The organism is Paenarthrobacter sp. R1 (assembly GCF_030264015.1).
GTDB lineage: Bacteria > Actinomycetota > Actinomycetes > Actinomycetales > Micrococcaceae > Arthrobacter > Arthrobacter ureafaciens.
Map to the genome: position 1 here is coordinate 351,065 of NZ_CP127115.1, position 25,945 is coordinate 377,009.

Annotated in this window: 29 protein-coding genes; 6 read left to right on the forward strand and 23 right to left on the reverse strand. The window is 65.8% G+C overall.

Translation table 11 applies throughout. The annotated features are described in order from the left end of the window. From QN084_RS01655 to QN084_RS01670, 4 genes are all read left to right on the forward strand, one after another. Positions 1-1,749 (forward strand): hypothetical protein, encoded by a 1,749-nt coding sequence (locus QN084_RS01655; protein ID WP_069694999.1) that lies wholly within the window; start codon positions 1-3, stop codon positions 1,747-1,749. A gap of 30 nt (positions 1,750-1,779) precedes the next feature. Then, complete coding sequence (locus tag QN084_RS01660) at positions 1,780-2,145, forward strand: hypothetical protein (RefSeq protein WP_069695000.1); 366 nt, start codon at positions 1,780-1,782, stop codon at positions 2,143-2,145. Between the two features lie 108 nt (positions 2,146-2,253). After that, positions 2,254-2,625 carry an HU family DNA-binding protein gene (locus QN084_RS01665; RefSeq protein WP_069695224.1) on the forward strand — a complete coding sequence of 124 codons (372 nt, stop codon included), beginning with the start codon at positions 2,254-2,256 and terminating at the stop codon, positions 2,623-2,625. Between the two features lie 179 nt (positions 2,626-2,804). After that, entirely contained in the window at positions 2,805-3,872 is a 1,068-nt protein-coding gene (locus QN084_RS01670; protein ID WP_069695001.1) for a hypothetical protein, read from the forward strand. 61 nt (positions 3,873-3,933) lie between these two features. On the opposite strand, the gene QN084_RS01675 is transcribed toward QN084_RS01670, so the two are convergent. After that, positions 3,934-4,308, reverse strand: a complete 375-nt coding sequence (locus QN084_RS01675; RefSeq protein WP_069696836.1) for a hypothetical protein — start codon at positions 4,306-4,308, stop codon at positions 3,934-3,936. A gap of 153 nt (positions 4,309-4,461) precedes the next feature. On the opposite strand from QN084_RS01675, the gene QN084_RS01680 reads away from it, so the two are divergent. Then, complete coding sequence (locus QN084_RS01680) at positions 4,462-5,469, forward strand: ATP-dependent DNA ligase (protein ID WP_069695003.1); 1,008 nt, start codon at positions 4,462-4,464, stop codon at positions 5,467-5,469. A 16-nt stretch (positions 5,470-5,485) separates the two neighbouring features. On the opposite strand, the gene QN084_RS01685 is transcribed toward QN084_RS01680, so the two are convergent. From QN084_RS01685 to QN084_RS01755, 15 genes are all read right to left on the reverse strand, one after another. Continuing rightward, complete coding sequence (locus tag QN084_RS01685) at positions 5,486-5,692, reverse strand: hypothetical protein (RefSeq protein ID WP_069695004.1); 207 nt, start codon at positions 5,690-5,692, stop codon at positions 5,486-5,488. 48 nt (positions 5,693-5,740) lie between these two features. Next, positions 5,741-5,944 (reverse strand): hypothetical protein, encoded by a 204-nt coding sequence (locus QN084_RS01690; RefSeq protein WP_069695005.1) that lies wholly within the window; start codon positions 5,942-5,944, stop codon positions 5,741-5,743. A gap of 225 nt (positions 5,945-6,169) precedes the next feature. Continuing rightward, positions 6,170-6,670 carry a phosphatase domain-containing protein gene (locus tag QN084_RS01695; RefSeq protein WP_069695006.1) on the reverse strand — a complete coding sequence of 167 codons (501 nt, stop codon included), beginning with the start codon at positions 6,668-6,670 and terminating at the stop codon, positions 6,170-6,172. Between the two features lie 28 nt (positions 6,671-6,698). Continuing rightward, on the reverse strand, positions 6,699-6,983 hold the full coding sequence (locus tag QN084_RS01700) for a hypothetical protein (RefSeq protein ID WP_069695007.1): 285 nt from the start codon (positions 6,981-6,983) through the stop codon (positions 6,699-6,701). Next, complete coding sequence (locus QN084_RS01705; RefSeq protein ID WP_069695008.1) at positions 6,980-7,243, reverse strand: hypothetical protein; 264 nt, start codon at positions 7,241-7,243, stop codon at positions 6,980-6,982. Before QN084_RS01705 ends, QN084_RS01700 begins: the two co-directional genes overlap by 4 nt. A 3-nt stretch (positions 7,244-7,246) precedes the next feature. Continuing rightward, positions 7,247-7,948, reverse strand: coding sequence for a hypothetical protein (locus QN084_RS01710; protein WP_069695009.1), 702 nt, complete (start codon positions 7,946-7,948; stop codon positions 7,247-7,249). A 74-nt stretch (positions 7,949-8,022) separates the two neighbouring features. Further along, on the reverse strand, positions 8,023-8,985 hold the full coding sequence (locus QN084_RS01715; RefSeq protein WP_069695010.1) for a hypothetical protein: 963 nt from the start codon (positions 8,983-8,985) through the stop codon (positions 8,023-8,025). Between the two features lie 61 nt (positions 8,986-9,046). Next, positions 9,047-9,667 (reverse strand): hypothetical protein, encoded by a 621-nt coding sequence (locus QN084_RS01720; protein ID WP_069695011.1) that lies wholly within the window; start codon positions 9,665-9,667, stop codon positions 9,047-9,049. Positions 9,668-9,778: 111 nt separating this feature from the next. Then, entirely contained in the window at positions 9,779-12,568 is a 2,790-nt protein-coding gene (locus tag QN084_RS01725; protein WP_069695012.1) for an AAA family ATPase, read from the reverse strand. 328 nt (positions 12,569-12,896) lie between these two features. Next, a complete protein-coding gene (locus QN084_RS01730; RefSeq protein WP_139126758.1) occupies positions 12,897-13,154 on the reverse strand; it encodes a hypothetical protein in 258 nt (85 codons plus the stop codon). 58 nt (positions 13,155-13,212) lie between these two features. Next, entirely contained in the window at positions 13,213-15,156 is a 1,944-nt protein-coding gene (locus QN084_RS01735) for an AAA family ATPase (RefSeq protein ID WP_083261879.1), read from the reverse strand. Between the two features lie 147 nt (positions 15,157-15,303). After that, positions 15,304-16,995, reverse strand: a complete 1,692-nt coding sequence (locus tag QN084_RS01740) for a vWA domain-containing protein (RefSeq protein ID WP_069695014.1) — start codon at positions 16,993-16,995, stop codon at positions 15,304-15,306. A gap of 103 nt (positions 16,996-17,098) precedes the next feature. Beyond that, on the reverse strand, positions 17,099-18,343 hold the full coding sequence (locus QN084_RS01745) for an AAA family ATPase (protein WP_069695015.1): 1,245 nt from the start codon (positions 18,341-18,343) through the stop codon (positions 17,099-17,101). Between the two features lie 221 nt (positions 18,344-18,564). Beyond that, positions 18,565-19,593, reverse strand: a complete 1,029-nt coding sequence (locus QN084_RS01750; protein WP_069695016.1) for a hypothetical protein — start codon at positions 19,591-19,593, stop codon at positions 18,565-18,567. Positions 19,594-19,726: 133 nt separating this feature from the next. Then, entirely contained in the window at positions 19,727-20,674 is a 948-nt protein-coding gene (locus tag QN084_RS01755; RefSeq protein WP_069695017.1) for a hypothetical protein, read from the reverse strand. 170 nt (positions 20,675-20,844) lie between these two features. Here QN084_RS01755 and QN084_RS01760 point away from each other — a divergent pair, with 170 nt between their 5' ends. After that, the gene (locus tag QN084_RS01760) at positions 20,845-21,402 is read left to right on the forward strand and encodes a LysM peptidoglycan-binding domain-containing protein (protein ID WP_285750954.1); all 558 of its coding nucleotides are present in this window, start codon (positions 20,845-20,847) and stop codon (positions 21,400-21,402) included. Positions 21,403-21,471: 69 nt separating this feature from the next. On the opposite strand, the gene QN084_RS01765 is transcribed toward QN084_RS01760, so the two are convergent. The 7 genes from QN084_RS01765 to QN084_RS01795 all read right to left on the reverse strand — a co-directional run bounded on the left by QN084_RS01765 (position 21,472) and on the right by QN084_RS01795 (position 25,880). Beyond that, on the reverse strand, positions 21,472-21,798 hold the full coding sequence (locus QN084_RS01765; protein WP_139126759.1) for a hypothetical protein: 327 nt from the start codon (positions 21,796-21,798) through the stop codon (positions 21,472-21,474). Between the two features lie 7 nt (positions 21,799-21,805). After that, positions 21,806-22,108 carry a hypothetical protein gene (locus QN084_RS01770; protein WP_069695019.1) on the reverse strand — a complete coding sequence of 101 codons (303 nt, stop codon included), beginning with the start codon at positions 22,106-22,108 and terminating at the stop codon, positions 21,806-21,808. A gap of 214 nt (positions 22,109-22,322) precedes the next feature. Next, positions 22,323-22,841: a hypothetical protein gene (locus QN084_RS01775; protein WP_285750956.1), complete on the reverse strand. Its 519-nt coding sequence runs from the start codon at positions 22,839-22,841 to the stop codon at positions 22,323-22,325. A gap of 177 nt (positions 22,842-23,018) precedes the next feature. Next, positions 23,019-23,426: a transcriptional regulator gene (locus tag QN084_RS01780; protein ID WP_021473589.1), complete on the reverse strand. Its 408-nt coding sequence runs from the start codon at positions 23,424-23,426 to the stop codon at positions 23,019-23,021. A gap of 140 nt (positions 23,427-23,566) precedes the next feature. Next, positions 23,567-24,205, reverse strand: a complete 639-nt coding sequence (locus tag QN084_RS01785; RefSeq protein WP_021473588.1) for a hypothetical protein — start codon at positions 24,203-24,205, stop codon at positions 23,567-23,569. Next, complete coding sequence (locus tag QN084_RS01790) at positions 24,202-25,323, reverse strand: hypothetical protein (protein ID WP_069695020.1); 1,122 nt, start codon at positions 25,321-25,323, stop codon at positions 24,202-24,204. The genes QN084_RS01785 and QN084_RS01790 overlap by 4 nt, the downstream gene beginning before the upstream one ends. Further along, the gene (locus tag QN084_RS01795) at positions 25,323-25,880 is read right to left on the reverse strand and encodes a hypothetical protein (protein ID WP_285750958.1); all 558 of its coding nucleotides are present in this window, start codon (positions 25,878-25,880) and stop codon (positions 25,323-25,325) included. Before QN084_RS01795 ends, QN084_RS01790 begins: the two co-directional genes overlap by 1 nt. Positions 25,881-25,945 lie beyond the last annotated feature (65 nt).

A 25,945-nucleotide genomic window follows, 5' to 3' on the forward strand; every position in this document is an offset into this window, starting at 1 on the left:
ATGGGACACGACACGGAATGGGAGATGGGCACTGGCGGCAGGGGCCGGGGGCGCAAGGCGCTGCCGGTCGATCCCTCTAGCGCCGTTCACTCGGCGTACGGGACCACCGGGCCCGAGGAGGACATCGTCGACGCCGAGATCGTCGACGAGCCGGACGGGCAGGACGCCTCGAGCGGTCAGCGTGAGCGGCTGCGCGACCGTGCCCGCGGCTTCTTCGGGGCCAAGACGCGGGAGCGGACCGAGGGGCGGGAGCGCCAGCGCGACCGGGACCGGGAGCGGGCTGCTTCCGGCGACGAGGGCCTCGACGACCGGGAGCGGCTGCTGAAGCTCCGGGCGGAAACGCGCTTGGCGGGCGAGGCGTACATGCAGACGCTGCGCGACTCGAAGCTGCTCGTGCCCGGCTTCAACGACGAGGAGCGCGCCAAGGAGTTCGACGCGATGCACGCGGTCTACATGCAGATGATGATGCAGAGCTGTCTTCGCCCGCTCACCCGCGGCGTGAACCCGAACTCGGTCATTCAGGCCGCCGGCATGATGATGGCGATGCGGATGCTCTCTCCCGACTTCCGCAAGGAGATGGACTCCTACCTACAGCCGTTCAAGGACAAGGTCCAGGACCGGATCGATGCCAAGACCCGGCGCATCGGCGAGAGGGCTGAGCGTCAGGCGGCCCTGGCCGGAGATCTGGTCGGCGGCGGCGCGCCGGAGACGAAGGAGGTCGTCGGCAACGATGAAGGGAAGCAGTCCGGGAAGTCGGGTGGACGCTGGGGCACCAGCAGGGACGACTTCCTTTCCCGGCGCTGGCGCACCCGCCTGGAGGACCTGGAACGCCGTGAGCGGGGCAACCGAGAGCTCTTCACCCCCGAGTCGGCGGCCATGACCGAGGTCGCGCTCATGGAGAACGCGTTCTGGAAGATGCGCGACCCCGAGCAGGACGCGAAGCAGATCAACGCAAGCTACAAGGCCCTGCGTAAGCGCCTGCGCCAGCAGGTGGAGGATGACGGGCTCGATCGCGCCGAGGTGGTCAAGCGCGCCCGGACGATCATCGGTGAGCGGATGGAGTCCGAACCGGAGCTACGCCTGATGTTCAACGGCGTCGCGCACGGCCGCATCGTCAAGGCCCCGCCGCACGAGGCCCGCCTGGCGGGCACGGATCGGGTGCGCGAGGTCTGGACCGGAGAGTTCGACGACCACCTGGGCCGGCGGATCCCCGACGAGGGGATGTTTACACTGCGCCTGCCGATGGAGCCGGACGAGCACCAGGTGCAGCTGGGGGAGACCATGAAGGCGGCGATGCTGGACGGGGTCCAGCGCGGCGACCGGCAGGCTCTCGGCGGCAGCGTCATGGGCTACATGCTCGGCTTCGCGGCCAAGAAGCAGGGCCTGGACACCCGAGGGCTGCCCGAGGACCTCCAGCAGCGCCTCGACCAGTCCGAGAGCATGCTCGCCAGCATGTACATCGACGGCCTCTCCGACGAGGAGCAGCAGCGCGTCTATTCGAACGCCTATGTGGACGCCATCGAGGAGCTGAACAAGGAGGACCCGGACTTCGAGCACGAGCTCAAGCTGGCTCTCGGCGAGGACTGGCAGGACACGATGCGGGCCGCGGTCGACGATCCCGCCACTTTCCTGGCCAGCCAACGCACGCGGCCGCAGCCGTTCCGGCAGGGGCCCGGTGCCTCGGCCCGGACGGGGCCGGAGGACCAGTGGAGCCGCGACCGTGGGGCCGAGGACTACCAGCCGGCGTAGTCCGGCGATCAACGAGAAGGAGGCAGGATCATGAGCAATGACCAGCAGGTGGAACAGCAGGAGCGGTACGGCTCGCGGCTCGCCCAGATGTTCGGGTACGTCACGCCCGAGGACCGCAGTCGCTGGGAGCAGCAGCGCGCGCAGAACAAGAGGAACGTCAACTCGGCAAAGCAGGGTGCGAAGTCTTCGGTCAGCTCGATGATGGAGTTCGGCGACAAGAACATCAATGCCAAGCTCAATGCGGCCCACCGGATCGCCGACCAGCAGCGGTTCGACGAGTCCCACGACAAGATCGTCAGCACGCGGCGCGATCCCAAGACCCGGTCGATCATCGAGTCGGTCGACTACGAGTACAAGGACGAGCGTCAGTCCATTGAACCGGATTTCGAGCTTTAGTGAATGGATACCGACAGGTCTATCGGTCGCTTTTCGACAAGCCTGTCGGATAAACTGGTTTCTCAAGCAAGAAGCGGTTCACGAAGGATGTTAGGACAGGGTGTGGGCATGGAGACGACGGTTCAACCGCGGATCAGCAAGCGCGAGTTCATCTCGCTGGTGGCCAGCCGCAGCGGACTGCCGATCAGGCTCGTGAGCGAGGTGTACGAGTCGTTGATTGCTGAGCTCACCGACGCCGTGCGCCGCGGGGACACCGTCGTGCTCACCGGCTTCGGCCGCTTCGCCCGGCAGATGCACAAGGGTCACAAGGTCCGGTTCGGCAAGAAGGACGTGGACGACTACTCGGTGCTGAAGTTCTCCGCGTCCCGAAGCATCAATCGACGGCTCGATCCGGACGCCGACCTGACCGGCCCGGAAGCCTTCAGGGTGATCGATGAGTTCGACGAGGCCGAGGAGCGCCTGGCCCGCGCTGCCGGCTAGACGACGGGCAGGTACTGGCAGACAAAAAAGAGAGAACCCCGGCGATGCAAATGCATCACCGGGGTTCTTCTGTGTGTCAATGGTTGTCGCGCGTGGGGGTTAGAAAATGCCGCCACTAATGTCGTTCGGCTTGGCTTCCCTGTGCACAGCGATCATTAGAGGTCGCTTATGATCGCTCGGTGATCTCGTCTGAATTTCTTACCTGTGCCTCCCGCGTGCCGCTGCTCCAGTCAGTGGTGCAATGCGACCCATTCAGCGTAATTCTCAGGTCACCGGCGCAGGACTGGGACCCGAGCACTTTGTTGTCCGCCCTCAGCCAGGCCTCGGCCGTTCTCGTTGCGATCATTGGAGGCTTCCTTGTCAGCCGCCTTGTTGCGATCTCCAGCGAACGCGAGGGTATCCGAAGACTCCTCGAGGCCGCAGCAGGGCGCATCGAACATATCGATTCGGATTTGAACGAAGCACACCGGACCCGATTGGACAGGGCGGAGAGCTACTTATACGAAGTGGCAGTGGAAAAACTGCTTGAAGATCCGTCTTTGGACCTCGACGCTCTGATCCGCGACCGCCTGCTCCGGGGAACGACAGAGGATGAGCTCAAACCGTATGCGGTTTCGCTCCGGAATCGGGTGAAAAATGCGGTGGAGGCGATCGAGGCGACAATCAGGAAGGGCGACACCAAGACCCTGGACCTTGAAGACCTGGTCGAGCGCGGTCTTGAAATTGCTGATGCCGACCGGGATATTTACGAACAAGCCTTCAAGCATCGGCACGGCAGTCTCCCGTCACCCTCGGGCATGGCGATGTTCGGACCGAGAAGCTTTTTGGATGTATCTTCGGCACTTCGAACGGGCATCATGTCGGACGCAGCATTATCGGCAAGCCTGCGACGGCAGGATGAGGAAATCCGGGCTGAGGTAGATCTGAGGACGCAACTTCGGGCGGCTGTTGCCGAGCGGGACCGCTTGAATGAAGAGCTGGCCCGTATCGGCAGGCCAGAGGGGGTAGCCGCTGCCATCTGGATGCTGGCCGGCCTCTCGTTGGGAATCCTCGTACCTCTGATCATGATGACCTTCGAGCCCAAGGGCCTGGACGTATTGGCCAAGACTTTGCTGATTGCGAGCTTCGTAATTGGGCTGGTCGCGATTCTCTGGTACGTCGGCTGGTTCTGGAGAAGAATCGGGACTGTTCAACCAATGGCCACTCCACAAGACCCTCAACACCCTCGCTCGGGTCAGGGCCGGTAGTTCCGGCACAGGCGTGCCCCACGTTGTCGCCAGCCGACAGCGCAGTCAACACCGGCGCAGTTCACACAATATTGATGATCTCCTTTTGCCGGCGTTTGGCCGCTGCATTGCGGGCCTCCCGGGCAATGCCCCAGGCAGCTGTCTCAGGGGTGCCATTGGCAGGATGGACATAATGGCCGGCAGTACCCGTGATGCTCTCACCGGCCCGGGTGCTTGCATGCACGCGGTAGCTGCGCTGGTTGTGGACGGTGTAGGTGACTTCCAACTCCAGCTGGACGTCCCAGATGTGCTCCAGGTTCCTCAGGGCCTTCTTCGTGGCCGCCAGGAACATCAGGGCTGCTGCATCTTCGATTTGCTGTGAGGTGGGTTCCTTGTATCGCTGGCCACCGACAGTCCCGGCAGATCCAGTGGGGATTAGAGCAGGTTGAGCGGACATGACGGCCCCTGTCTCGAATGTGGTTGGTTTCCCTGGCGAAGACGGACCCGGTCACAGCTTCGCTGTGACGCTTCCCGGACCTTTGTGCCGCATTCTGGCTGGAAGTGAGCCCTGTTTCCGCCCGCGCCTGATTGGGCTTACGCTGTGCCCACAATGTTTGAGGGTCTGCCGGCCGCCCTGCATCCTCCTCTGGACCTTGCTCTGGCCAAGGCGGTGGAGTCGATTCCACGCGGCGATGTGCTGTCCGGCAGCTCTGTTTTTGAGATGAAGTTTGATGGTTTCCGTGCAGGGTGTCTGGTCGGTTCGGACGGGGCATGGCTGTACAGCAGGCAAGGCAAGGATTTGAGCCGGTACTTTCCGGATGTCCTAAATTCCGTGCGTGAGCAGATTCCGCCGGGAGTCGTTGTCGACGGCGAAGTGGTGGCGTGGTCCGGGGGCCGGCTGAATTTTGAAGCGCTGCAGATGCGTCTGGTGAGCTCCAGGGCCGCGCTCCCGGAGCTCATACGGAAGAGTCCTGCCTCGCTGGTCGTTTTCGATGTCCTGGCGGTGGCCGGGCAGGACACCCGCGGGCTTCAATTTCGGGACCGCCGGGCTCTGCTCGAGGAACTGGCGCGCGGGTGGGTTCCGCCTCTGCATCTGTCACCGGCAACCCATGACAGGGCGCTGGCAGCCACGTGGTTCGACGAGATGACGGCCACAGGTGTTGAAGGAATTGTGATCAAGGGTGAAGGCCAGACTTATGAGCCCAGGCGCATCTGGCTGAAGGTCAAGAGCAGAAACGCTCTTGACGTGGTTCTTGCAGCGGTCATAGGCCCCATGGAGCAGCCGCGGGCAGCGGTGGTGGGTTTGCCGGTGGACGGACGTCTGCGCATTGTCGGCCGGTCAGCGCCCTTGACGGCTCGTGCGGGAAGGGATCTGGCCACGTACCTTCGTCCTCCCCGGGGAAAGCATCCATGGCCGCAGGAAATCAGCGACCGGGTGCTGGACCGCTTTACCAAGGAGAGTGGTCCGGTCTCCCTGACGCTGGTGGAGCCGTTGGTCGTCGAGGTCTCGGCGGACGTTGCCTGGTCGGGACGGGCATTCCGGCATTCAGTCCGTCTCACGCGGGTCCGACCTGAGCTGCCGCCGGTTGAAGTGACCCTTCCGGAAGGCTTTGCCTGAGCCGTAGTTCACTACATCAGTTGTCGGCGAGAGCGAAGATCACGACGATGATGATGATCGGGATGAGCAGAACCCCTGCGCCGGCGATGAGGTGCTCCCAGCTGAAGGGCGAGTTGAGGAAGGCGATGAAGCCTTCCCACAGGCTGCGGACGGAGCCCATGATCCAGGCGAAGAAGCCGGTGGCCAAGCTGACAACGGCGGCGACCGAGACTCCGCTGAGCACGCACAGCCCCACGATCGTCCTGGTGGTTCCTGAGCATGGCCAACCCTTTCACTTCCGGTCCTCGAATAACAGGTAGTAGAGCCCGATGTGCGGGATGACGAGACCGGCGAAGGCCATCCACGCCCGCTTCGGATCCTCGATCACCCAGTCGATCCCGTACTTGACGGGCTCGGCGTAGGCGAGCACCGGCGCGAGAATGTCGGTGCGGAAGACTACGTGGAAGATGCCGTAGGCCATTCCCAGGGCGATCACCAGACGTTCACGGAGAACTTAGGCAGGGAGCCCTCGCGCGGGGCCTGGGGGGTCTTGTCGTTAGTCATGGTTCCAGTCTATTCGTGGTCGAATGGGATGCCAGTGCCTCGTATACCACCATTCCTGATGGTCACTGAGTCGCTGCAGAATGGCGTTGCGCGGCAATTGGAGAGTAACAGGCCCGCGCCCTGCGACCCGCTGCGGCTCGAGGGCTCGGGCCGCGCGTCAGAACTCACCTGAGCCGGGTTGGACGTCGAACACCGGCACTCCGAGGGCCTGCCAGGCCCGGATCACCCTGGGCCGGTCATCCAGCGCGAGCCGGACGTCCCACCGCCCGCGGATGAAGGCCTCGTAGATCTCGGTCTTCACGAGGTCGTCCGGCCGTCGGTCGCCCTGGCCACGCATGAACAGCGGGCAGCGGGCAGTCCACTTCCCCACGTGTTCGATGAGCCAGGCGTAGGTCGCGCGGCCGACGTCCCAGCCGTTTTCGTCCATGACCGGCCTGCCGGAGCAGAACACGATCTGGAGCCCGGCGGCGTGCAGGGCGCGCACGGTCTCGATCACCGGCGGATTGGGCAGGTCCCAAGGGACGAGCCGGTACTCGTGGTGTCCCCGGGTGAACCGTCCGTCGGGGAGGGCGTGCGTGGCGACCGTTCCGTCGATGTCGACGATCACGGCCGTCGGCAGGACAGTAGCCGTGGGAGAGGCTGTGTTGGTCTGTGTCATGGCAGGCCTCTCCTTCCGGGCGGCAGGGTCATTCAGCGAACGCGCGCACAGCCTCGATCTCGAGCGGGACGATCGCCCCGAAGGGGCCTTCGGCATGCTGTGACCCGTGCAGGTCTGCCAGCAGGTCGGGGCCGTCGGGCATGACGCCGGATTCTCCGCACGCAGGGCATGTCCACGTCCAAGTGACGGGCGCATGGACGACGAGGCCGTCGTCGATCACCCACTTGAACCGGTCGACCCAGTCCTCGCGGCCGAGCGGCTGGCAGAGGTCGGCGTCGAAGAGGGCATCGGGCACGGGTGTCCGGTTGCTCATCGCACTTCTTCTTCGATCAGTGCGGGACCTGGTTGGGCCACCCAGTACTCCTCCAGCGGCTGGATGGTCCCACCCTCGTGGCCATGGCAGGCCAGTTCGAGCGAGCCGTCCCATTCGTGGGGACCCTGGGTGATCGCGGTGCCGGCTGGCACCTTCAGTCCCACGTGGTCGTGGCCGTGGTAGTCGCGGCAGGCCGACTCGTCGTCGTTCGCGAGTTTGATTGCGCAGCACGCGCAGAGGATGAAGACGCTGCGGGCCATGAGTCAGTCCCCGCCTTCCTGGTTGTCGTACTGGCTGACATAGCCGATAAGAAAGTTGTCGTTGACCGGATCGAAGCCGTGCTGCTCCGTGAACTCCACGTGGTACTCGGCAGGGTCCCAGTCTCCCGGGTGGGGCCGGACGGAGCCGATTGCATTGGCAATCCACTCCAGCTCGTCGGCACCGGACCATTCCGGTTTGGTGCCCAGACCGAGGGCGATGGCGTCGACGATGTCGGTGTCGGTCACGCGTCCGGGGTTGCCGTTGGTGCGGGACAGTGGCCTGCTGTAGTCGGGGATGAATCCCATGGCGAGCAGGACGGCCACCGGCAGGTGGTGGGCGTGCCAGATCGCGCCAGCGGCATCGGTGGGAGAATCGCCCGAGGAAAGTCCGCCGGAGAGGTACAGCCGGTAGCCGGCGACGTCGATGGTGTTCGTCTCGCTGGAGTCCAGGGTCTTCTCGAGCTTGTCGATGATCCTGCGGCCGACGCTCTTGAGGACCTCCGGGGCCGGCTCGCCGTCGGCGTCCAAGTGCACATCGGGGTCGAAGTCCTCGACCAGCTCCTCGAGCTGGGACTCTGGATCGTCGAACCGGAACGCTTCAGCGTCCGGGGTCTCTTCGACCATCCGGCGGCCACGTTCGAAGTCGATCGGCTTCGTGCGGTCGGCCGGGACGGCGATGACGGCGGTGAGCATGTCGGCGCTCATAGGTTCTCCTCGGGTCGGGATATAGGTGGGTGGGCTGCGGAGGCAGCCGGGGAAGAGCCGGTGGTGCTGTGAGCTCAGGCGGCGGACGGCTGGGCTTTGGCGGCGGCGTGCCCGCGGTAGAGACGCACGGCCAGGTCGATGCAGTAGCAGGTGAACAGGAAATGGATGTCCCAGTCGCGCAGGTCCCACTCCCAGGTGTCGGAGCCGACGGCGTCCTCGTGATCAGCCAGCCACTTGTGGGCCTCCGACTCGCTGTCGGCGTGCCAGCGGGCCTCTTCGAGGATCTCCTCGCGGCGCTCGGCCGGAGACTGGCGTGGGACGTCGAGGTCGGCGAGTTCGTGCCAGTCGTGCTCTGCGATCAGCTCCTCGAGCTGTTCATCCGTGAGACCGTCAGTGCACCACAGGCCGGCGAGGGCCGACCGGGATGCGGTCTTGTTGTCCTCGTCGCGCACGGCCGAGTACAGCGTCGAGGGCGGGCGGTAGGAGGCTTTGGTGCTCTCGGCTGTCCAATGCGCCTCGAAGAGCGCTGCCTGTGCGTCAGGGTCGAGGCCACGCAGTTCGTGCAGCCGCTTCAGCAGTGTCAGCTGCCGTTCGTGGAACTCCTGCGCTTCGGTGCCGAGCACCTCGCTTTCCTCGAGGTGCTCGCGCACCAAGCGGAGGAAGAGGTCGGCGTCGTACTGCTTCACCTCGCGGGAGCGTCCGCCGCAGAGCTTCTCGGCCCAGTAGCGAAAGTCGATGCCCGGCGCACCGTCGGAGTAGTAGCTCTCGCTCTTGCCGGCCGAGGTGAAGAACCCGACCATGTCTGGCTCTCGGGTGAACATATAGCCGTCGGCGATGTCGCCGCTGGTGGCCAGGTGGCCAGGCCAGGTGGTGACGTCCCAGGACCACATGCGGGTGCCGGGGGCCTGGACCCTGATGTGGCGGTAGAGGCCCTCGTCCTGCAGGACGACGAGGACGTGCTCCCGGGTCTGTGCCAGGAAGTCGGCGTACGTGCGGGCATACGGGTTCTCGGGCTTGACGGTGTCAGTCATGGACATGGCGGGTCCCTTCCGGGTTTGCTGGTCAAAATCGTGGTCGGGGCCGCCGGCCCGTGTGGGCTCAGAGGATCGGCAGCGGTCGCCCGGACGGCTTGTAGTGACCGTCGGCCTGGTCGAGCACGGTCTCGGTGAGGAGCACGTTGGCGGGCATGAGGAACGCACTCACGAGCGCGGCGAGGCGCTGTTCGTCGGCCAGCACCCGTTCGGGGATGCTGCCGGGGGCGCGGAAGAACATGTCGGCACGCTCGATGAGGCTGACCCGACGGGCTTCTCTCGAGGTGAAGTGCTCGGCGACGGTCTGCCCGGGTCCGTACTCGGTGATCACCGAGTAGAGGGCAGCCGGGGCTTCGGTCTTCTTGCGCGTCGTGCTCACGTAGACCTGCACACCCCATCGGCGGCAAAGCTTGGCGATGGCGTTGACCACGCTGTCCGGGGCGCTCTCCCACTGCGCGGAGCGGGACTGGTATAGCTCGTGCACCTCGTTCGCGGCGGACGCGTCGATCGCTCCCGGGACGACGTCCGAGGCGGTCAGCAGCTGCGCGCACATACGCAGCCGGAACGCCGGGGAGGCGTAGTGGTCATGGAAGACGATCCGGTCCTCGTGGCAGATCACAAGGTCGTAGGCGGTGTCGGGGCCCGGCACGAGCTCCTCTGAGCCGACCTGGATTCCAGTGGCGGTCATGGCGTGTGCTCCTTCGAAGCTGCGCTGGAAGTGTGTGTGTGGGATGGGAAGCAGGAGGCGCGGGCGCTCCGACCTCCCGCGGAGGTGGAGCGCCCGCGCCGGTGCCGTCGGTCAGACGGCCTCTGCGACCTGCTGCTGGTCGCCGGCGGTACCGGCGTCCTCGTCGTCGACCAGGAGGATCGGGTCGATGCCAGCAACTCGCTGAGCGTTCTTCTCGTCACGCTCGGTGAGGGCGTTGACGATCTGCTCGTAGCTGCTCTGGATCGGCGGGTTCTTCGCCGTGCCGTAGGAGAGCACGTACTGGCTCTTCATGGCGCGCGTGAACGCGACGTAGAACATCCGCTTGGTGTCCTGGGTCATCTTGGCGTCCTCCTTGTAGAGGACGACGACGTTGTCGAACTCGAGGCCCTTGGCACCATGGATCGTCGAGACGACGAGATCGGCCTTGGACTCGAGGTTCTTCCGCTTGCGCTCCTGGTTCTTCTGCTTGTTCACGTTCAGCTTCTGCTGGTTGCGCATGATCTCGAAGGACAGGAGGTTGTCGCGGAGCCGGTCGAAGAACACGTTCGCAGGCAGGCTGCCCTGGTTGCACAGGGCCACCCAGCCGTTGATCGCGGCGCTGTTCTCGACCCACCATTCGGAGATGGTGCGCAGGATCGCCTTCTCGACGTTGGCGTTCCCGGCGTTCTTCGTCAGCTTGCCCATGTTGTCCTTAATCCCCTGGGAGACCACGAACGAGGCGTTGGCCGGCTGCACCTGCAGGACGTCGTTCCAGAAGAACTTGATGTACTTCGAGAAGATGTCCGTGGCGTAGACACGGTCGCTGACGAGTGAGGCCACGTGCTTGTTCGGGTAGGCCTTCTCGAGGACTTCCTGGATCAGCGCCACCTCACGGCGGGCGTAGGCCAGGAAGGCCACCTGCTCGCCGCGGTCAAGGCAGGCCTGCACGTACTCCGGGATCACCGTGTTGCGCACGATCGGCTGCAGGTCGTTGGCGATGAAGCCGGTCAGGCGCGCCACTTCGTGGTAGTCGAGCGTGACCTTCTCCTGGAAGGAGTCGGCCGTGGGCACCGCCAGCGAGTTGGCCTGCAGCTGGATGTTGGCGAACTGGTTGGTCTCCAGACCGCCGAGCACGACGTTCGCAAAGTCCAGGATCTCCTGGTTGCTCCGGTAGTTCGTCGTGAGACGGAAGGTCGCGAAGACCCCCGAGCCTTCCAGCGTGTTGAGCGCCCTCGGGTTGGCCGAACGGAACTCGTACAGCGTCTGGCTGGCGTCGCCGACGATGAACAGCGACTGCGCATGCTTGGTGATGTACTTCAGCACGTAGATGAACTCGAAGACCGAGTTGTCCTGGACCTCGTCGATGATCAGGTACTTGCTCTGCACGTGGGCAGGCTCGGACATGTCGTCGATCTTCTGGTAGCAGATGATGATCTGCAGCTCCAGCGAGGTTTGCTCGATTCGGTCGAGCAGCGCGATCACCTCGTCGAAGTGGTTCTCCACGAAGGTGTTCAGGGCCGTGAAAGCGCCGGTCTTGTTCTGGTCGACCTCCAGCAGGCGGTGGCGGAACGTCGCCGCGAACTGGCTGTTCGGGTAGAAGATGTCGATCGAGTTGATGATCGTGTCGATGGCCGAGACCTTGTGGGTCGGGTGGTTCATCGAGTAGATGTCGATGATCATCTTGGCGATCGTCATCGAGCCGACGTTCGGGTTCTTCTCAGTGATGTTGTCGGCCGCGGCGTTGGTGAACGACAGGACGGTGATGTCGCTGGCGGGCACCCCGCAGGTCTCGAGGTACTTGATGCGCTCGAGGATCACGGTCGACTTGCCCGTGCCCGCGCCGGCCTGCGTCATCACGAGCGGCTCGTGCGTGCTGAGCGCGTCGAGCTGCTGCTTGGACAGGTGCGGCGGGAACACCGGGGCCGTGGTCGGCTGCGGCGGCGTGATGAGCTGACCCTTCATCCGATCCAGGTGGTCGAGGGTGTGGTTCATCAGGAGGCTGAGGTTCTGCTTGGACAGCTTCGCCGCGATCGGCGCGGAGAACGTGGTGTCCAGCTGCTGGTGGATCCGGCGGTAGGCCTCCAACGGGACGTTGTAGTTCTCCAGGTAGCGCAGCTGCACCGCGAGCATGTTCAGCTGCTCCTCGGTGGGGCTGGCCGGCATGTCCTGCACGTACTGGCAGACGGTGTCCGAGATGGCCTCAGAGTCCCAGATCTGGGCAAGGCGTGTGATGCTCTCGTAGATCGGGTACTCGTCCATCCAGTCGGCGAGCTTGTCGAGGTTGGCGGCACTCAGCCCTGCGGCGGAGAGCACTTCCTCGATGAAGTCGCGGGCGTTCTCGGCGGGGCTGGTGTCCCACTGCAGGAACACCGCCGCGTCGTGGTTGCCGTAGCCGACGGAGCGGGACACCGAGACGGCGCGCTCGGGCTCGGCCACGCCCTGCTTGAGGAAGTAGAGCTCCAGGCGGTACTGGATCACCAGGTCACGGCGGATCTTGTCGCCGGCCTTGTCCTCGTACACGGTCAGGGCCTGGGGGGTCATGTCGAAGTGCACGTCCCAGACGTTGGCCGGCGTGGAAATGTCGAGCCCGAAGCGGTCATCGACATGCGGCACCGGCAGCGTGAACGACCCGCCCGAGAGCAGGGAGCGGCGCGTGATGGGGGCCAGCGGCACCAGAGCGGTGGTGATGTCGTGGTGGGTCGAGCTTTGCTTGACCTCGATGTCGCGGTCCACGGCGTAGGCGGTGTTGGTCGCAGTGTTGATCGGCCGCAGGCTCTCGTTGAGCAGGCCGGTCTTCTTGCCGGACCCGGTCAGGCGCGAGGAGAAGAACTTCGGGTCGACGGTCTTCTGGGCAGCGACGGCGGCTGCGGAAAGGTCGATGTCGTCAAGCAGGATGGGCATGGTGTCGTCTTTCTTCGAACGAATCAGTAGGCAGGTCGAGAGGTTTTACCGAATGGGAGCAGATAGACCATTCTCACAGGAGACGAATGGTCAGTCGAATGCTCCGTAGACGAGTGCTTGGGTCACGGGCGCGGGCATGAGAGCGGGAGGGCTCGCCTCTGGCGACGAGCCCTCCCGCGCTCCTCTCAACCCACCCGTCAGGGGCCGTAAGGCCCCTGAATCCGGGCGCGGCGGCGTCAGCCGCGCGGACCCGGACACCGCGCGCTACCCAGGCGCGCGGTCGTCCATCGCAGGCTCACCTCCTGGGCGGGCCCGACAGGAAGCGCCTTCAGCCGGCGTCCCAGGGATTGGCCTTGGTGAGGGTCCCCGAGGGGTCCACCTCGACCAGGCCGAGCATGAGTGTGAGATCACGGCAGTCGGTCGCGTCCGCGGAGTGGGCGGAGACCAGCAGCCGTGCGTCGTCGCAGATCTGCTCGCTCCTGTCTTCGGGCTGTGCCGCGCGGTTCCTGCCGACGGCGGAGTTGGTCGTGATGGTCATGGCCGTGACGTCCTTCTTCCTGTGTTCGAACGCGGTGCGCACACGCACGAGCGCCCCCACCCTGGCTATCCGGGACAGGGGCGCTCGAGCGCAGTGCGGTGCCTGGTCAGTCCACAGCCAGCGCCTCCGGTTCCTCGGAGACGGCGGCTGCGGGCGGGACGGACAAGGCTGACGGGGCCGACGCAGCCTGTGCGGCGAGCAGCCGGTCCTCGATCCAGACGCGCACGGCCTTGCCGGCCGGACGCGCGCCTTGGGAGTCGACGTAGGTCTCCTCGGCGACGGCGCGCAGCTCGTCGTCGGGAATCGAGGCGGGCAGAGCCTGGTTCAGGCGGGGCCTGACGTCCAGGATCCGCTCGCGCTGGCGGGTGTACTCTGCTGCGAGGATCTCCCGGTAGGCCTGCTCGTCGACCGGGTTGAAGCCCACGATGAGCGAGAACCGCCCGAGCAGCTCCGCGTCGAAGAACTGCGCCAACTCCTTGGTCAGGGACCTGTGGGAGACCGGCGGCGGGACCGAGCCGAAGCCGACGGGCTTGCGGTTCAGGGCTTCCCGCGCGGCGTTGGTCGTGCAGATCACGAGCGCCTTGGAGAAGTCCAGCACCTTGCCGTGGGCGTTGCGGATGTAGCCCTCGTCGAACGCCGAGAGGAACAGCCGCTGCACGGCCTTGTCGGCCTTCTCGAACTCGTCGAGCAGGATCACCCGGTGGGGGTTGGACTCGAGCGTGCCAAACGGCAGCTCGCGGTTGGAATCCGAGCCGACGTAGCCGGGAGGTGCCCCGACGATCTTTGCAGTGTCCGAGGGAGTGTGGAACTCCGTCATGTTCAGGATGATCGGCTCGGTGCCGGTCATCTGCTCCGCGATGATCTTCGCGGTCTCGGTCTTGCCGACGCCCGAGGCCCCGGCGAGCATCCAGGTCATCGGGGTCGACGTCGGGAACAGGTCCAGCTCCTCACGGGCCAGGCGGTCCACCAGCTTCTCGAGCACGTCGTCCTGGCCGCGCAGGCGGCCCAGCAGGGTCGCTCGGAGGGTTGCGACGTCGAACTCGGGGCGCTGGGCGTTTCCGGTCATCAGGCGCTTGGCCACGTCCAGGACCCGCTTGGCGGTCAGCGGCACCTGCGGGATCGACCGCAGGGTGTTCACGAGAGCCGTGTCCCCGGCCGCCTCGGCCTGGACGATGAGCTTCTTCTGCTCCAGCACACGGTCGGCCATCGCCCGGTCCAGCAGCGTGATGGCGTTGTCGGGGCGGTGCTGCCCAGCGCGGGAGTTCTCCTCCGCGATCCGGACCGTCTCGGCCAGGACGTCGTCGGCGACCGCGATCTGGTGGCGGTAGTGCGCCACCAGGCCCGGCCGGACGCTGCCGAGCACCGTGAGGGTCTGCTCGACGGTCAGCTCATCGACGATGAGCGGGGTGAAGCGCCGCGCGAAGGCGGGGTCGTCGTCGAAGGCCCGGGACTCGGTGGAGGTGGTGGCACCGATGACGCGCATGTCGCCGCGCGCGAGGGCGGGCTTGAGCACCTGGGATACCTTGCGGAGCACCGAGTCGGTGTGGGAGGTGGATCCGCCGGTGATCTGGTGGATCTCGTCCATGAACAGGATGGCCTTGTTCTTGGGGTCCGAGGCGAAGTCAATGACAGCCTGGACTTTCTCCTCCAGCTGCCCGACGATGCCGGAGCCGGCGACAAGGTTGGTGATCGGCAGCTCGTAGACGGTGAAACCCTTGAGCTGGTCGGGGATGAGTGTGTCACCCAGGGCGATCCGGCGGGCGATGTCTTCGACGATCCGGGTCTTGCCGACGCCGGCGGAGCCCTTCAGGAGCACGTTCGGCTTGTTCCGGCTGATCAGGACGGAGAGGACCTGCTCGATGAGCGCGTCGCGGAACATCGTCGGGTCGGCGTTCTTGAACTTCTCGTTGTAGTCGACGAGGAGCTCCTTGGCGGCGTCGTCGGACTGGCCGCCCTGGCTGGGGATGCCGCCCATGGGCGGGAAGCTCGGAGGCGTGCCGCCGCTGTTCGTGTCGTCGTCGGAGCCCGATGTGAAGTTGTTGAGGCCCATCGTGGGTCCCTCCTTCGGTGGGGTTCGCCGGGCGGCGCGCTGGGTGGGCGCGCCGGGATGCCTGGCAGGGTTACGGGTAGGTCTGAGGGAGGAGGAGACGCCGACCGGTTCAGCCGGTCGGCGTCTCCCCTGTGGCCGGGAGCAGGATCAGAGGACCATGCCCAGCAGCTTTTGCCGGATGCTCGGGTCGATGTGCTGCATGCCGTTCGCGTACGTCTCGGCGGAGCGGACCATGTACTTCCAGTCCATAGCCGAGCACGGGGCGTAGTAGAGATTCGGCGGGTGATCCTCGCGCCTCGAAGGCGTGGACCATTCGAAGTCGGTGATCATCAGCGACAGACGGCGCTTTCGCACCTGGGAGGCGTTGATGTAGTCCCAGACCTGCTTGAACTCGGTGCCGCCGGTGACCTTGGGCACCTTCCGGAACTCCTGCCAGATCTGCCGCGTCGACTTATTCTCGACCTTCAGCAGCGTCTCCTGGGAGAGCATGTGGCTGAAGGAGTTGAAGTACAGGTTGACGTTGAGCTTCTTGGCGATCCGGATGAGCATCAGCACCGCCTCCTGGTAGTTCTCCTCGGAGATCGACCCGGAGGTGTCGATGAAGACGTGCAGGTCGGGCATGTACTGCACCGAGGTTATCCGGCCCGGCTTGTTGAAGTCGTCCGGGTTGCGGCGGTTGGCCTTGAGGAAGGTCGTCTTCGTCGTCCGGTAGACGTTCTGGGACTTGTTGACCTTGCCCATGCGCTTGAGCACCCGGGTGATGTCCTTGAACAGGTCCAGCTTCGTGGGCGGGGCCTTGCGGAACTTCACCTGGGCCGAGCGCGAGCCCGGCTGGCCCGGCTGTTGCCGTGCGCCCATGGCGGCGGCACGTGCGGCCGCGCGCGGGAGCGAGGTGAGCTTGGACAGCGCGGCGTTGGAGACGACTTTCACGGGCGAGGCCAGGGACTGGTTGATGAGGTTCCACTCCCCCGTCACCTTCGCGGCGGTGGCGCGTGCGTGGGCCTCGACGTTGACCAGGACCAGCGACCGCGGGCAGAACAGCTCCGCGACGGTGAACGGCATGATGCCGGTGTCGAGGGCGGATGCTCCTGCGGATGCCGCCTTGCGCTGCTGCTCGACGTAGGTCATCAGCATACGGATGACCAGTCGGGCGAAGGAGAACTCGTCGTTGCCGTCGGAGTCGTCCTTGCGCAGCAGCAGCGACTCGGTCAGTCCCTTGAGCGAGAGGTTGGCGAAGTCGTTCAGCAGCCGGAGGGTGTCCGCGGGCATCGCGTTCGCGCCGGCCATCGCCTGCACCTGCTGGTTCAGCCAGATCTTGAAGCCGTCGAACGCGGCGGAGGACTGGAACCAGAACCCGAGGGTGTTCGGGTGGTAGGCGTAGGCGATCGAGGCAAAGAAGGCGCTCTCGTCGGCGGACCCGGCGAGCAGACCCTTGGCTGCAGGAATGACGTCGTTCTGGGCGGTGTAGAACACCCGGGCTGACGGGGCGGGCCACTTGTTCTGCTGCCCCGCCTGGACGGCGAACAGCTCGCCCACTGGCAGCGGGGTGGCCTGGTCGTAACTGACCATGGTCTGCCCGAGCAGCTCCTTGGCGTTCTTCTCGGCGACCGGGTCCATCGTCTCGCCGAGGCAGCGCATGACGATGTCCAGGACGTTGCCGGTGATGTCGTGGCCCGAGCCGTCGACGATGCTCGCCGGAGCGCTGGGATTCAGCGGCTCCAGCAGCGGGTCGACCAGGACCTTCTGGATGGCCGGCATGGGGTCGTAGTCGCCGGTGCACGAGATCGTGTGCAGGGCGTCGAGCACCGCGGGCTTCTGGTTCGTGACGGTGATCGTCATCGTGGTCTCCTAATGCGGTCTGAGGCGACGGGTGTCGTGGGATGGCGGGGGACGCTCCCGAACGGAGCCGGTGGAGTCCCCCGCCATCCGGTGCCGGGTCGGCTCAGAGGAAGGCCGACAGGGACGGCTTGACCGCTGCCACGATCGGCGAGTCGACCTCGAGGAAGGCCTCCAGGTTCTGGCGGTCGAACTGCCCGGTGGTCACCAGCTCGAACAGGGTGCGGGTGTGCTCCGGTTCGATCTGGACGGCGGCCTGGGCCAGCTGCTCGATGAGGCGCGAGTTGTCCTCGTTCTCCTTCATCGCGTAGAGCAGCGAGCCGGAGACCTCGTTCTGGGTCAGCCCCGAGATCTGCGCGGCGAGGTCGGTGACCGTGGCTGCAGTCTTGAGAGTCGCGTAGCAGTTCGGCTTCGGCACGTTGACGCGATTGTGCGCCGGGCCGCCGGAGTTCGAGGCGAGGTCTTCGGCGATGACCGCCACCAGCTGGGTAGTGAACATGGTGTCACCGGTGAAGGCCTCGATCGCCTCGTTGAGCAGCGAGGTCTCGCGGCTGCCGATCTGGACCGGGGTCGCCAGGTGGCTTGCCAGCTCCTGGCGGTCGACGCGGTTCAGCCACCGCGAGAGGTGGTCGATGGTGCGCGGCGTGGTGAGCTGGTTCATCTCCTCGCCGCCGTCGAACAGCTCGGCCATGGTGACGTTGCCGTCGTCATCGTCGTCATCGCGGCCGTCGGCCACGATGGCGTTCGGCGTCGACTTCTGGAAGATGAGCGCGGGGTACTGGGTAAGAACCTTCTTCACCCACGGGTTCAGCGCGTCGCCGAGGACGGACATCAGGGTCGTCGCGTCGGGCTCGACGTGGAAGATCGCGAAGCGCGAGAGCGAGGCCTCGTCGAGGGTCGTGACGTTGCCCTTGTCGTTGCCCGCCACGATGATGCGGACGTTCTCCGGCAGTTCGATGTGGCCCATACGACGCAGCGTCACCAGAGTGAGCGCGCCGGAGGTCACGTCGGAGGTCGTGCGGTTGATCTCATCGAGGAAGAGGATCGGCCACTCACGCGGGTTCTCCAGCGCGTAGTCGATGCACTCCTGGATGACCTGGTGCGGGTAGAAGACCTGCTTGTAGGACTGTGTCCCGTCGCTCTTCTCGTAGGGCACGAGGCGCGCGCCGGTCAGGTCGGCCTTGTCGGCGAGCTGGTTGCAGGGCAGGACGAAGGCCTTGGTGCCCATCGAGTAGGCGAGGGCCTCGACGAAGGAGGACTTGCCGATGCCGGGCTCGCCCATGAGCGCGGGCGTGGCCCCGACTTCGAGGGATTGCTGGATCAGAGTCGTCAGGGTGTCGTTGAACTTCATGGGAATGTCTTTCTGGTCGTGGGTGAGCTGTGAGCAGGTGAGACGGGAGACGGACCCACGGCAGGGCTGAGCGCCGTACGGGACATGTCGGAAGCAGGGCCACAAGGCCCGGTGACGGGGGCGGTCGGGCTCAGAAGCCCACCGCCTCCCCATCCCCGATCGGGCTCCGCCCGATCCAGTCCTTGTTCCACCGCCAAACCGATGGGCAACCCCTGAAGGGTTCACCCCGCCTCGGCGGAGGCCTCCCGTGCCGCCACAAGGGCAGCAGCACGGTCCAGCAGGAACGGCCTGCCGTTGCGCATCTGGGCGTGTTTGGGCCGGGGCTCGATCACTGCCAGCGAGGTCTTGTACAGCAGCCAGGCCTCGTCACCTGAGGAGAACTGCGCGCCGAAGGACCGGTAGGTGCGCAACGGCAGCTGCATGCCGGTATAGAGGACACCCAGTACGGAGAACTCCCAGCGGGAGCGGTCACTGTTAAAGTCCTCGGGCGTCTTCAGCCTGTCGCGGGAGCCGGCGAGTGTCTGCTCGACGATGGCCTCCGCGTACGGGATGTCGGGCATCTCGCCGTCGGTGCCGACGGCGGTCGAGGGGATGCTGATGCTCGGCTTGGCCTTGGCGGCGAGGTCCGCATACAGGTCCTCCACCGAGGAGAACCGGTCGGAGGCCGGCCGCGCCGCGACGTGCTCGACGATCCGCTGCGGCACCGGGTTGCGGGTGAACGTGCACCAATGGTCCAGGAGGATCTCGTACCAGCCGTGCTCCTCACGCAGGACTCGCTTGTCGGCGACGACCGGGAAGTCGTGGAGGTTGGCGGGCAGCGGGGCGATCAGGTGGAAGCCACGGCCCGACATCGACAGCTCCGAGTAGAGGATCCCGGGCAGGCGCAGGATGTCGGCGGCCACGTCCGGCGGGCAGCCCGGCTCGACGTCGATCACAACCAGTCCGTCGGAGGGGGCCTGCAGGTAAAAGGCGGCGTTCGCTGCGTTCGGCAGTGAATCGGCGAGCTGGTCAAGGGTGAGCAGGCAGGTCGCGTCCAGGGCGAACGCCCCGCGCAGGGGGCCTGCGTGGCGGCAGCCCGGATTGCAGCCGTCGAGCAGGTGCCGCACGTCGATCGGTGCTTTGCGGCCGGAGTCGTCGTCAAGCTCACCGAGCCGGCCGGAGATGGTCCAGCGGCAGGCGGTCGCCAGGGCGCGGATCGCGGGGTTGTCGTAGAAGCTGGGGAAGATCGCGCGGGGATCGACGGCGGTCACATCAATGCCTTCTTATCGGGAGCGGATGGGAACGGGGCCGGGTCGCACCCTGGCCCTGAAAGACGAGACCCCCGTACGGCGTGGATGCCTGCACGGGGGTCTCGTCTGGGGGTTCGGTCTGGTCGGCCGCGGATCAGCCCTGGTAGGTGATCCCGGCCTGCTGGGCATCGCCGGAGCCGCCCCACGGACCCTGGCCTGCGGGAGCACCCACGGCGGAGCCCGCGTTCTTCAGCTCGGCGTTCTCACGCTCCAGGCGGGCGAGCTTCTGCTCGGGCGTCTCCTGCTGCGGCTGCTCCGCAGCGACCGGGGCGGGAACCGGAGCTGCGGCAGGTGCCACCGCCGCGATCGGCTCGGACGGGATCTGCGCGTGCGCCTGGGCAGGGACCGGTGCCGCGACAGGAGCCGCGACGGCGGGCTGCGGGGCCGGGAAGGACAGGCCGTCCTCGACCTCGGTGCCGACCGGCTCATCGCCGTTGCCGACGGCGGAGCCCGCGCCCGGCTGGGCCTGGACCGCACGGGGCGGGGCGTTGAAGACGATGCCGCGGGCCGCGAGTTCGCCGCTGGCGACGCCGCCGGCGTTGTAGTAGCGCGGGGTCTCGTGCACGATCACCTGGTCGAGCGACAGGCCGCGGTTGGCGAAGTTCTTCGGCTTGTAAACGCGCAGCACGAGCGTCACGTCCAGACCCTGTGCCAGCTCCTGGCCGGAGGTGTCCTGGTCGTAGGTGCCGTCGCCCTTCTCGGACGGGATCGCGATGATCGGCAGGTTGGTGCCCTTGGAGTCGATCGAGTAGTTCGCGCCCGAGGCCGGGTTCTTCTTCGAGGTATACCGGCGCTCGGAGACGAACTGCTCCTCGACCGTGGGGTTCGCCGGGTCGGCGAACTGCACCTCGGCCTCGGTGATCGTCGCCGTGGTGTGCGGCTTGCCGACGGGGCTCATGCCGTTCTGGACCTTGCGCTGGTCGCTGGCTGCGAGGGCGGCACCCTCGATGAGGCTGGTCAGCCGGGCAAAGGCGAGCTTGCCGCGGATGAACACACTGGTGCCCTCGGTGAGCTGGTTGGCGGAGATGGAGTAGTTGGCCATGGTGGTGGGTTCCTTCTGTTGAGTGATTCGGTGGTTCGTGGCACCTGTCGGACTGTTCTATCCCTCGTCTATCCCTTTTCCTATTCTATCAAGATGCACTGGACTACGAGTAGAATGTGCATAGGGACTCGAATGGTCACAAATGGTGAGCTGGATAGTGAGGGACAGGGATGACGGATACGATGCACAGGCCCGAGGAAAAGGTTGCTGATGCGGCTCCCCCGGCCCGGGTGGCGGTGCAGCGGCGGGACCGGCTTGGGCCCCTGGGCTATGGCAGTGGACCGGTACTGGCCACCGGGATTATGGCCGGTGGTGCGCTGCTGTTTGCCGGCTGGGGCGCGACGCAGCTACTCAGTGCTGACCGGAGCCCGGCGAGCGAGGCGGTGGCAGCTCCCCAGCACGAGGAGGGCACCGTGACGGTGACCCTGCCGGACCTGGATCGCAACGGGGTCCCGGACGCCTTCGAGACCAAGGCCGGCAACGGCAGCTCTACGGACGGCCAGGGTTCGGGCACCTCGGCCTCGGGCAAGGGCGACGAGGACAAGCCGGCGCAGGTCCCCGAGCCGAAGCTTCCGCCGCGGGTGTACGTGATCCAGTGGGGTGACACCCTCACGGAGATCTCGGCGGAGACCGGTGTGCCGATCGGGACCCTGGTCGAGAAGAACCGGATCCAGGATCCGAATCTCATCTACGCCGGAGCCTCGCTGCTCATCCCACCCACGGAGTGAAAGTCGACGTGGAGCCCGGACGACGCTGACGTTCAGCGCCGTCCGGGCTCCTGCTGTGTCCGGGGACAGTCAGCTGGCGAGCCGCGTGAGCTGCTGCTGCAACGACCGTAGCCGCTCCAGTTCTGTCTGCATGCAGGCGACATCCTCCGGCTCGTAGTCTTGGGGGTAGTCGAGCTTGTACTCACCGAGCAGCTCGATCTTGGCTTCGATAAGGTCCGGCACGCCGACCTCATCGATCAGGGCCTGGGCGAAGGCCCGGAACGCGTCCTCGTGGGTGAGGACCGTGCCCTGGGCCCAGCCAAGGGCTGCGAGGGCGGCCTCCCCGTCCTTACGGGTGAGGCCGCGGGCAACAACGGCAGCAGCGGCTGCCTTTACGACGAGATCTTCCATCGTCATGGCCGGGTCAGCCATCGGCACCACTACGCTCCCCTGCGGCGCTGTCGCCGGCCGGGGGCGTCGGGGTCTGGATGCCCAGCCAGATCTGCATGGCCTCCAGCGCGTTCGAAACCCCGTCGCTTTCGTCGAGCGTGATCAGCTCCGTCCATCCCGACTGCGTGAGCGTTGAGACGGCGAACTCGCCCTTGGCCGCAGTTACCTGGTACAGGCCGGAGCCGGCAACCTCGTAGATGGCCCGGCCATGTCGGGCGGAGCCTTCGGCCCGTTCGTACTTGACGGGCAGCTCGGCTGCAGAGCGAGGAACGGTCATGGGCTACTCCTGTGGGTCGGGGCTCTCAAGAACAGACGATTCGGTGACGGTGGCCGCGCTGCGCACCGCGCGGCTGCGACCACCACGGAACGACCCCCGGGACCGGCGTGAGCCGGTCCACGGTCCTTCCACCGGTTTCCCCAGGGACGCAAAAGACCCCGCCTCGGCCGAAGCCGGGCGGGGTCGATCGAGCGCCAGAAGTGCTGCGCCGCGCTCAGGCGGCGTCGGTGCCGGCCTCACCGGGATCCTCGGCAGCGTCGCGCTTGTCAAACAGGAAGCCCCGGGCCTGGCCGCTGGCCATCATGTCTCCGAGGTGCGCCAGGAGCACCGCGCGCTGCGTGGTCCGGCGGTCCTCCAGCGGGTCGTAGTCACGCAGGGCATCCAGGTTGACCACCCAGCCGTTCTCGCGTTCAACGGCTTCCTCAAGTTCGGAGCCAGCGGCGACGGCCATGCCGGTGAAGTCGTGGTCGAACTCGGGTGTGACGTCGAGCCGCTGCGTCGGGTCGTCGATGTAAAGCGTGTCGCCTCGTAGCAGGCCGCCAGAGCGGTCGAAGGCGGTGAGAAAGACGCGGTCGGCGCGGGAGGTGTTGTCGACATGCACGGCGGCCACGGCGTCATCGGCGAGAAAGTCCGTCTGGCCCAGACGGGAATAGGTGCGTGAGCGGGCCTCGTAGCACCACATGATCGACCGGGCCTCGTCGAATCCGCGGAACTCGTCGGAGGGGGGCTGCATATCGACCATCTGATGCTCCTTCACGGGCGTGATCACCTTAGTCCGGCGGGACATCACGATGTACGGAATCGCCGGGCTGTGGTTTCCATCCTGCCATACGAGTGGAAAAGATTCCACTCAAATACCAAGCGCCGGCACGAGGAAGAGGTCCGCAGGACGTTGGGACCCGCGGCGGGATCAGCCTTGAGTGGAGTCAGGGCTCTTCGGAGGGTCGTCGAGCTGCTCACTCTTGCGCGCCAGCTCCACAATCGCCCGGATGCTGGCCAGTGCGCCGTCGCTGAGCCCATGGACACGCAGGGCGATGCTGCGCTCCTGCGGGGTCAGCTCCTGCTCGGTGGCGCTGTCTGGCTCGTCCTCCTCCAGGAAGTAGGACAGAGGGACATCGAAGGCGTCGGCCAGGGCTCTGAGGTGCTGCAGGCGGGGATTGTGGGCCTCCCCCTTGCGCAATTGCTGCAGGTAGCTGAGCGACATCGAGGAGATGCCGCGCTGCTCCATTCTCTGAACGATTTCCTGCAGGGTGACGGGGCGACCGTGTGGTCCCGCCGTCTCCGCGAACAAGCGTTCTAGTCGCTGGGCGATGGTCACGGAGCTGGATCCTCCTCGTGATTTCAGACATGAAGTCATCGAGGCGAATGGTGCACGCGACGACACCTTCATACTAGTGGAAGATCTTCCAATGCCGTGGCATCGGCAGATCTCCGGTTGCGCCGGAGCTGTGGGCAGTCCTAGCCGGCGGTGGGCATGTACGCACTGGCTCCGAGCATCACGGCGGCCGCCAGGCCGGACCCGAGTGCGAGCTCGAGGCGTGTGTGGTGCTTCAGCTTCAGCCGGGCGAAGGCGACCACGGGCAGCAGGGTTGGGAGGGCGAGCAGCCACCAGGGCGAGAGCAGCATCGCCGCGAGGACGACGAGGGAGGTGAAGCAGAACGCGTGCATGGAGACTTTTGGTCCCAGGAGGGTCACTCCCCCGGCAAGGACGAGCCCGGCGACCATCGTCGGCAGGATCCACAGCAGCGGGCGCGGCGCGCCCAGCAGCACCGCCGTTGCCATGCCTCCAAGCACAGATGCCACGCAGACCAGGAAGACCCACCAGCGCTGATCGCGCCGGGTGACGTGTCGGTCGGTGAGCTGCTCGCGCCGCACGGCGACATGGATGGTTACTGTCGGGATCACTGCGCAGAAAGAGCCGATCAGGATGCCCCATCCGAGACCAACCCATGTATGCGGGTGGCCTGTGACGCCGCAGAGGACGCAGATGAGGAACACGGACACGGCGGGCGCGAACAGGTCACTAAGGATCCGGGCGGCCCGGGTCGCAGGATCGCCGGTCGCGGGGATGCGGATTTTTGTCTCGTTCCCAGTCATCGCACGTCCGTCCCATTCATGGCACTCATCGCTACACGGATCTCGTAGAGGCTCTGCACCGAGGCGGCCAGGGTTTCGTCCTCCTTCAGCCTCAGCGTGCGAAGCCGGCTCAGCGCGAGTGTGAACCGCCCGAGGCAGGGCACCGCCTTCTCGCCGCTGAGGTGGCGCACCAGCCCGGCCGACAAGTGCGGATCCTCGGGATGCCGCTCATGCAGGGGTTCCAGGGCAGGGTCGTCGTCCTCGCGGATGAGCCTGAGTGCGTCGTGGGTCTCGATGGTGAGCCGCGACAGCGTCATCAGCTGGTCGAATCCCTGCCGGTCTTCTGGCGGCAGCCTGACGTCGGGATGGAGCGTCGTCGTTGTCCTCCACAGGGGCACGACGACCTCGTGCGCGAGGCGAAGTGCGAGCCTTTCCCGCACTTCGAAGCTGACGCGGCGGATGACACCCATGGCGAGGCCGACAAAGAAGAAGCTGACGACGGCGACGAGGAGCTGCGTCCTCGTCTCTGTTCCGCCGAGGACCGGGTTTCCAAACAGGTCCAGGAGCGAAGACCCGATGAACAGGGCAGATCCGAGAGCTCCGGCGAAGACGAACGCGACCGGGAGGCGGGCGGAGAAGGGCTGGTTCTTCTGGGTCATCGTGCGCCAGCATCCGACAGCGACGACGGCGGTCGCTGCAGCAAAAGCACTCAGGTACAGGAAGTTGTATGAGATCAGCGCCCAGGCCTGTCCCTGTGCAAAGGCATCGTCGATGTCCTTCCTGTCATAGATGGTGCCGTCGGCGTGCACTGGGATGAACCACACCAGCACAGCCTCGCCGAGCGCAATGAATCCAGCAACGACGTAGATGAGTCGGGTAGCGCGTCGGGAGATCGGAGCCGCCCGGAAGGTGAGGATGAGCAGTGCCACGGAGACCTGGGCGGCCAGAATCGCGATGCGCTTGAGGAGGTCGACGGCCGGCCCGTCGATGGGAGGTTCCATGCCGCGACAGACCGTGGCGACGAAGAGCGCAGCGCAGGTGACCCGGAGGAGGTTGACCCGGTGTCTGCCGCCTTTATAAAGGGCGGAGACAATCACGATCAGGCCCATGGTGATGCCGACGATGACGATCTCGGCCATCAGACGCCGCCGTTCTCGTCTGATCCGGACAGGAAGACGAGGACTTCGCTCCGCTCCTCGGATGCCCGCCGCCGACGGTGCAGGGCATCCATCAGGCGCATGCCCGTGGTCTCGGCGCGCTTCTCTACGGGGTCGTCGAACATGCTGCGCAGATGCGTACAGTCGGAGTCTGCCCGCACATCGCCGTGCAGGATAAGGGCGAACTCGTGGAGGATTGTCTGCTCAATGTTGAGGGGTGGGAGTTCGGGATCGTAGAAGACGTGGGCTGTCCGTCCGATCACAGTAGTGAGTCCGCTGATCTCGTGGTGGCGCATCCCGTCAGGGATGGGCTTGATCACGATCTCGAGGCCGCAGGATGCGGCAATGGCCTCTCCGAGGGCTTCGAGAGTCAGTTCAGCCGGCCAGTCGAAGGGCTCGGGCTGACGGCGATCCGAGGTGCATCGCAGGGTATCGACCCTGCCGGCATTCCTGCGCCGCAGCCAGGCGAACAGGGAGGGGTGGGGCCGAAGGTGGCGGGGCTTGTCGGCGGAAGTGGCGTGTGGAAAGAAGGCAGGCATCAGCGTTCCTCTGGTGGAGAAGAGCGGACACCGCCTGTCGTTTGCCAACGAAGGGGTACAAGTCC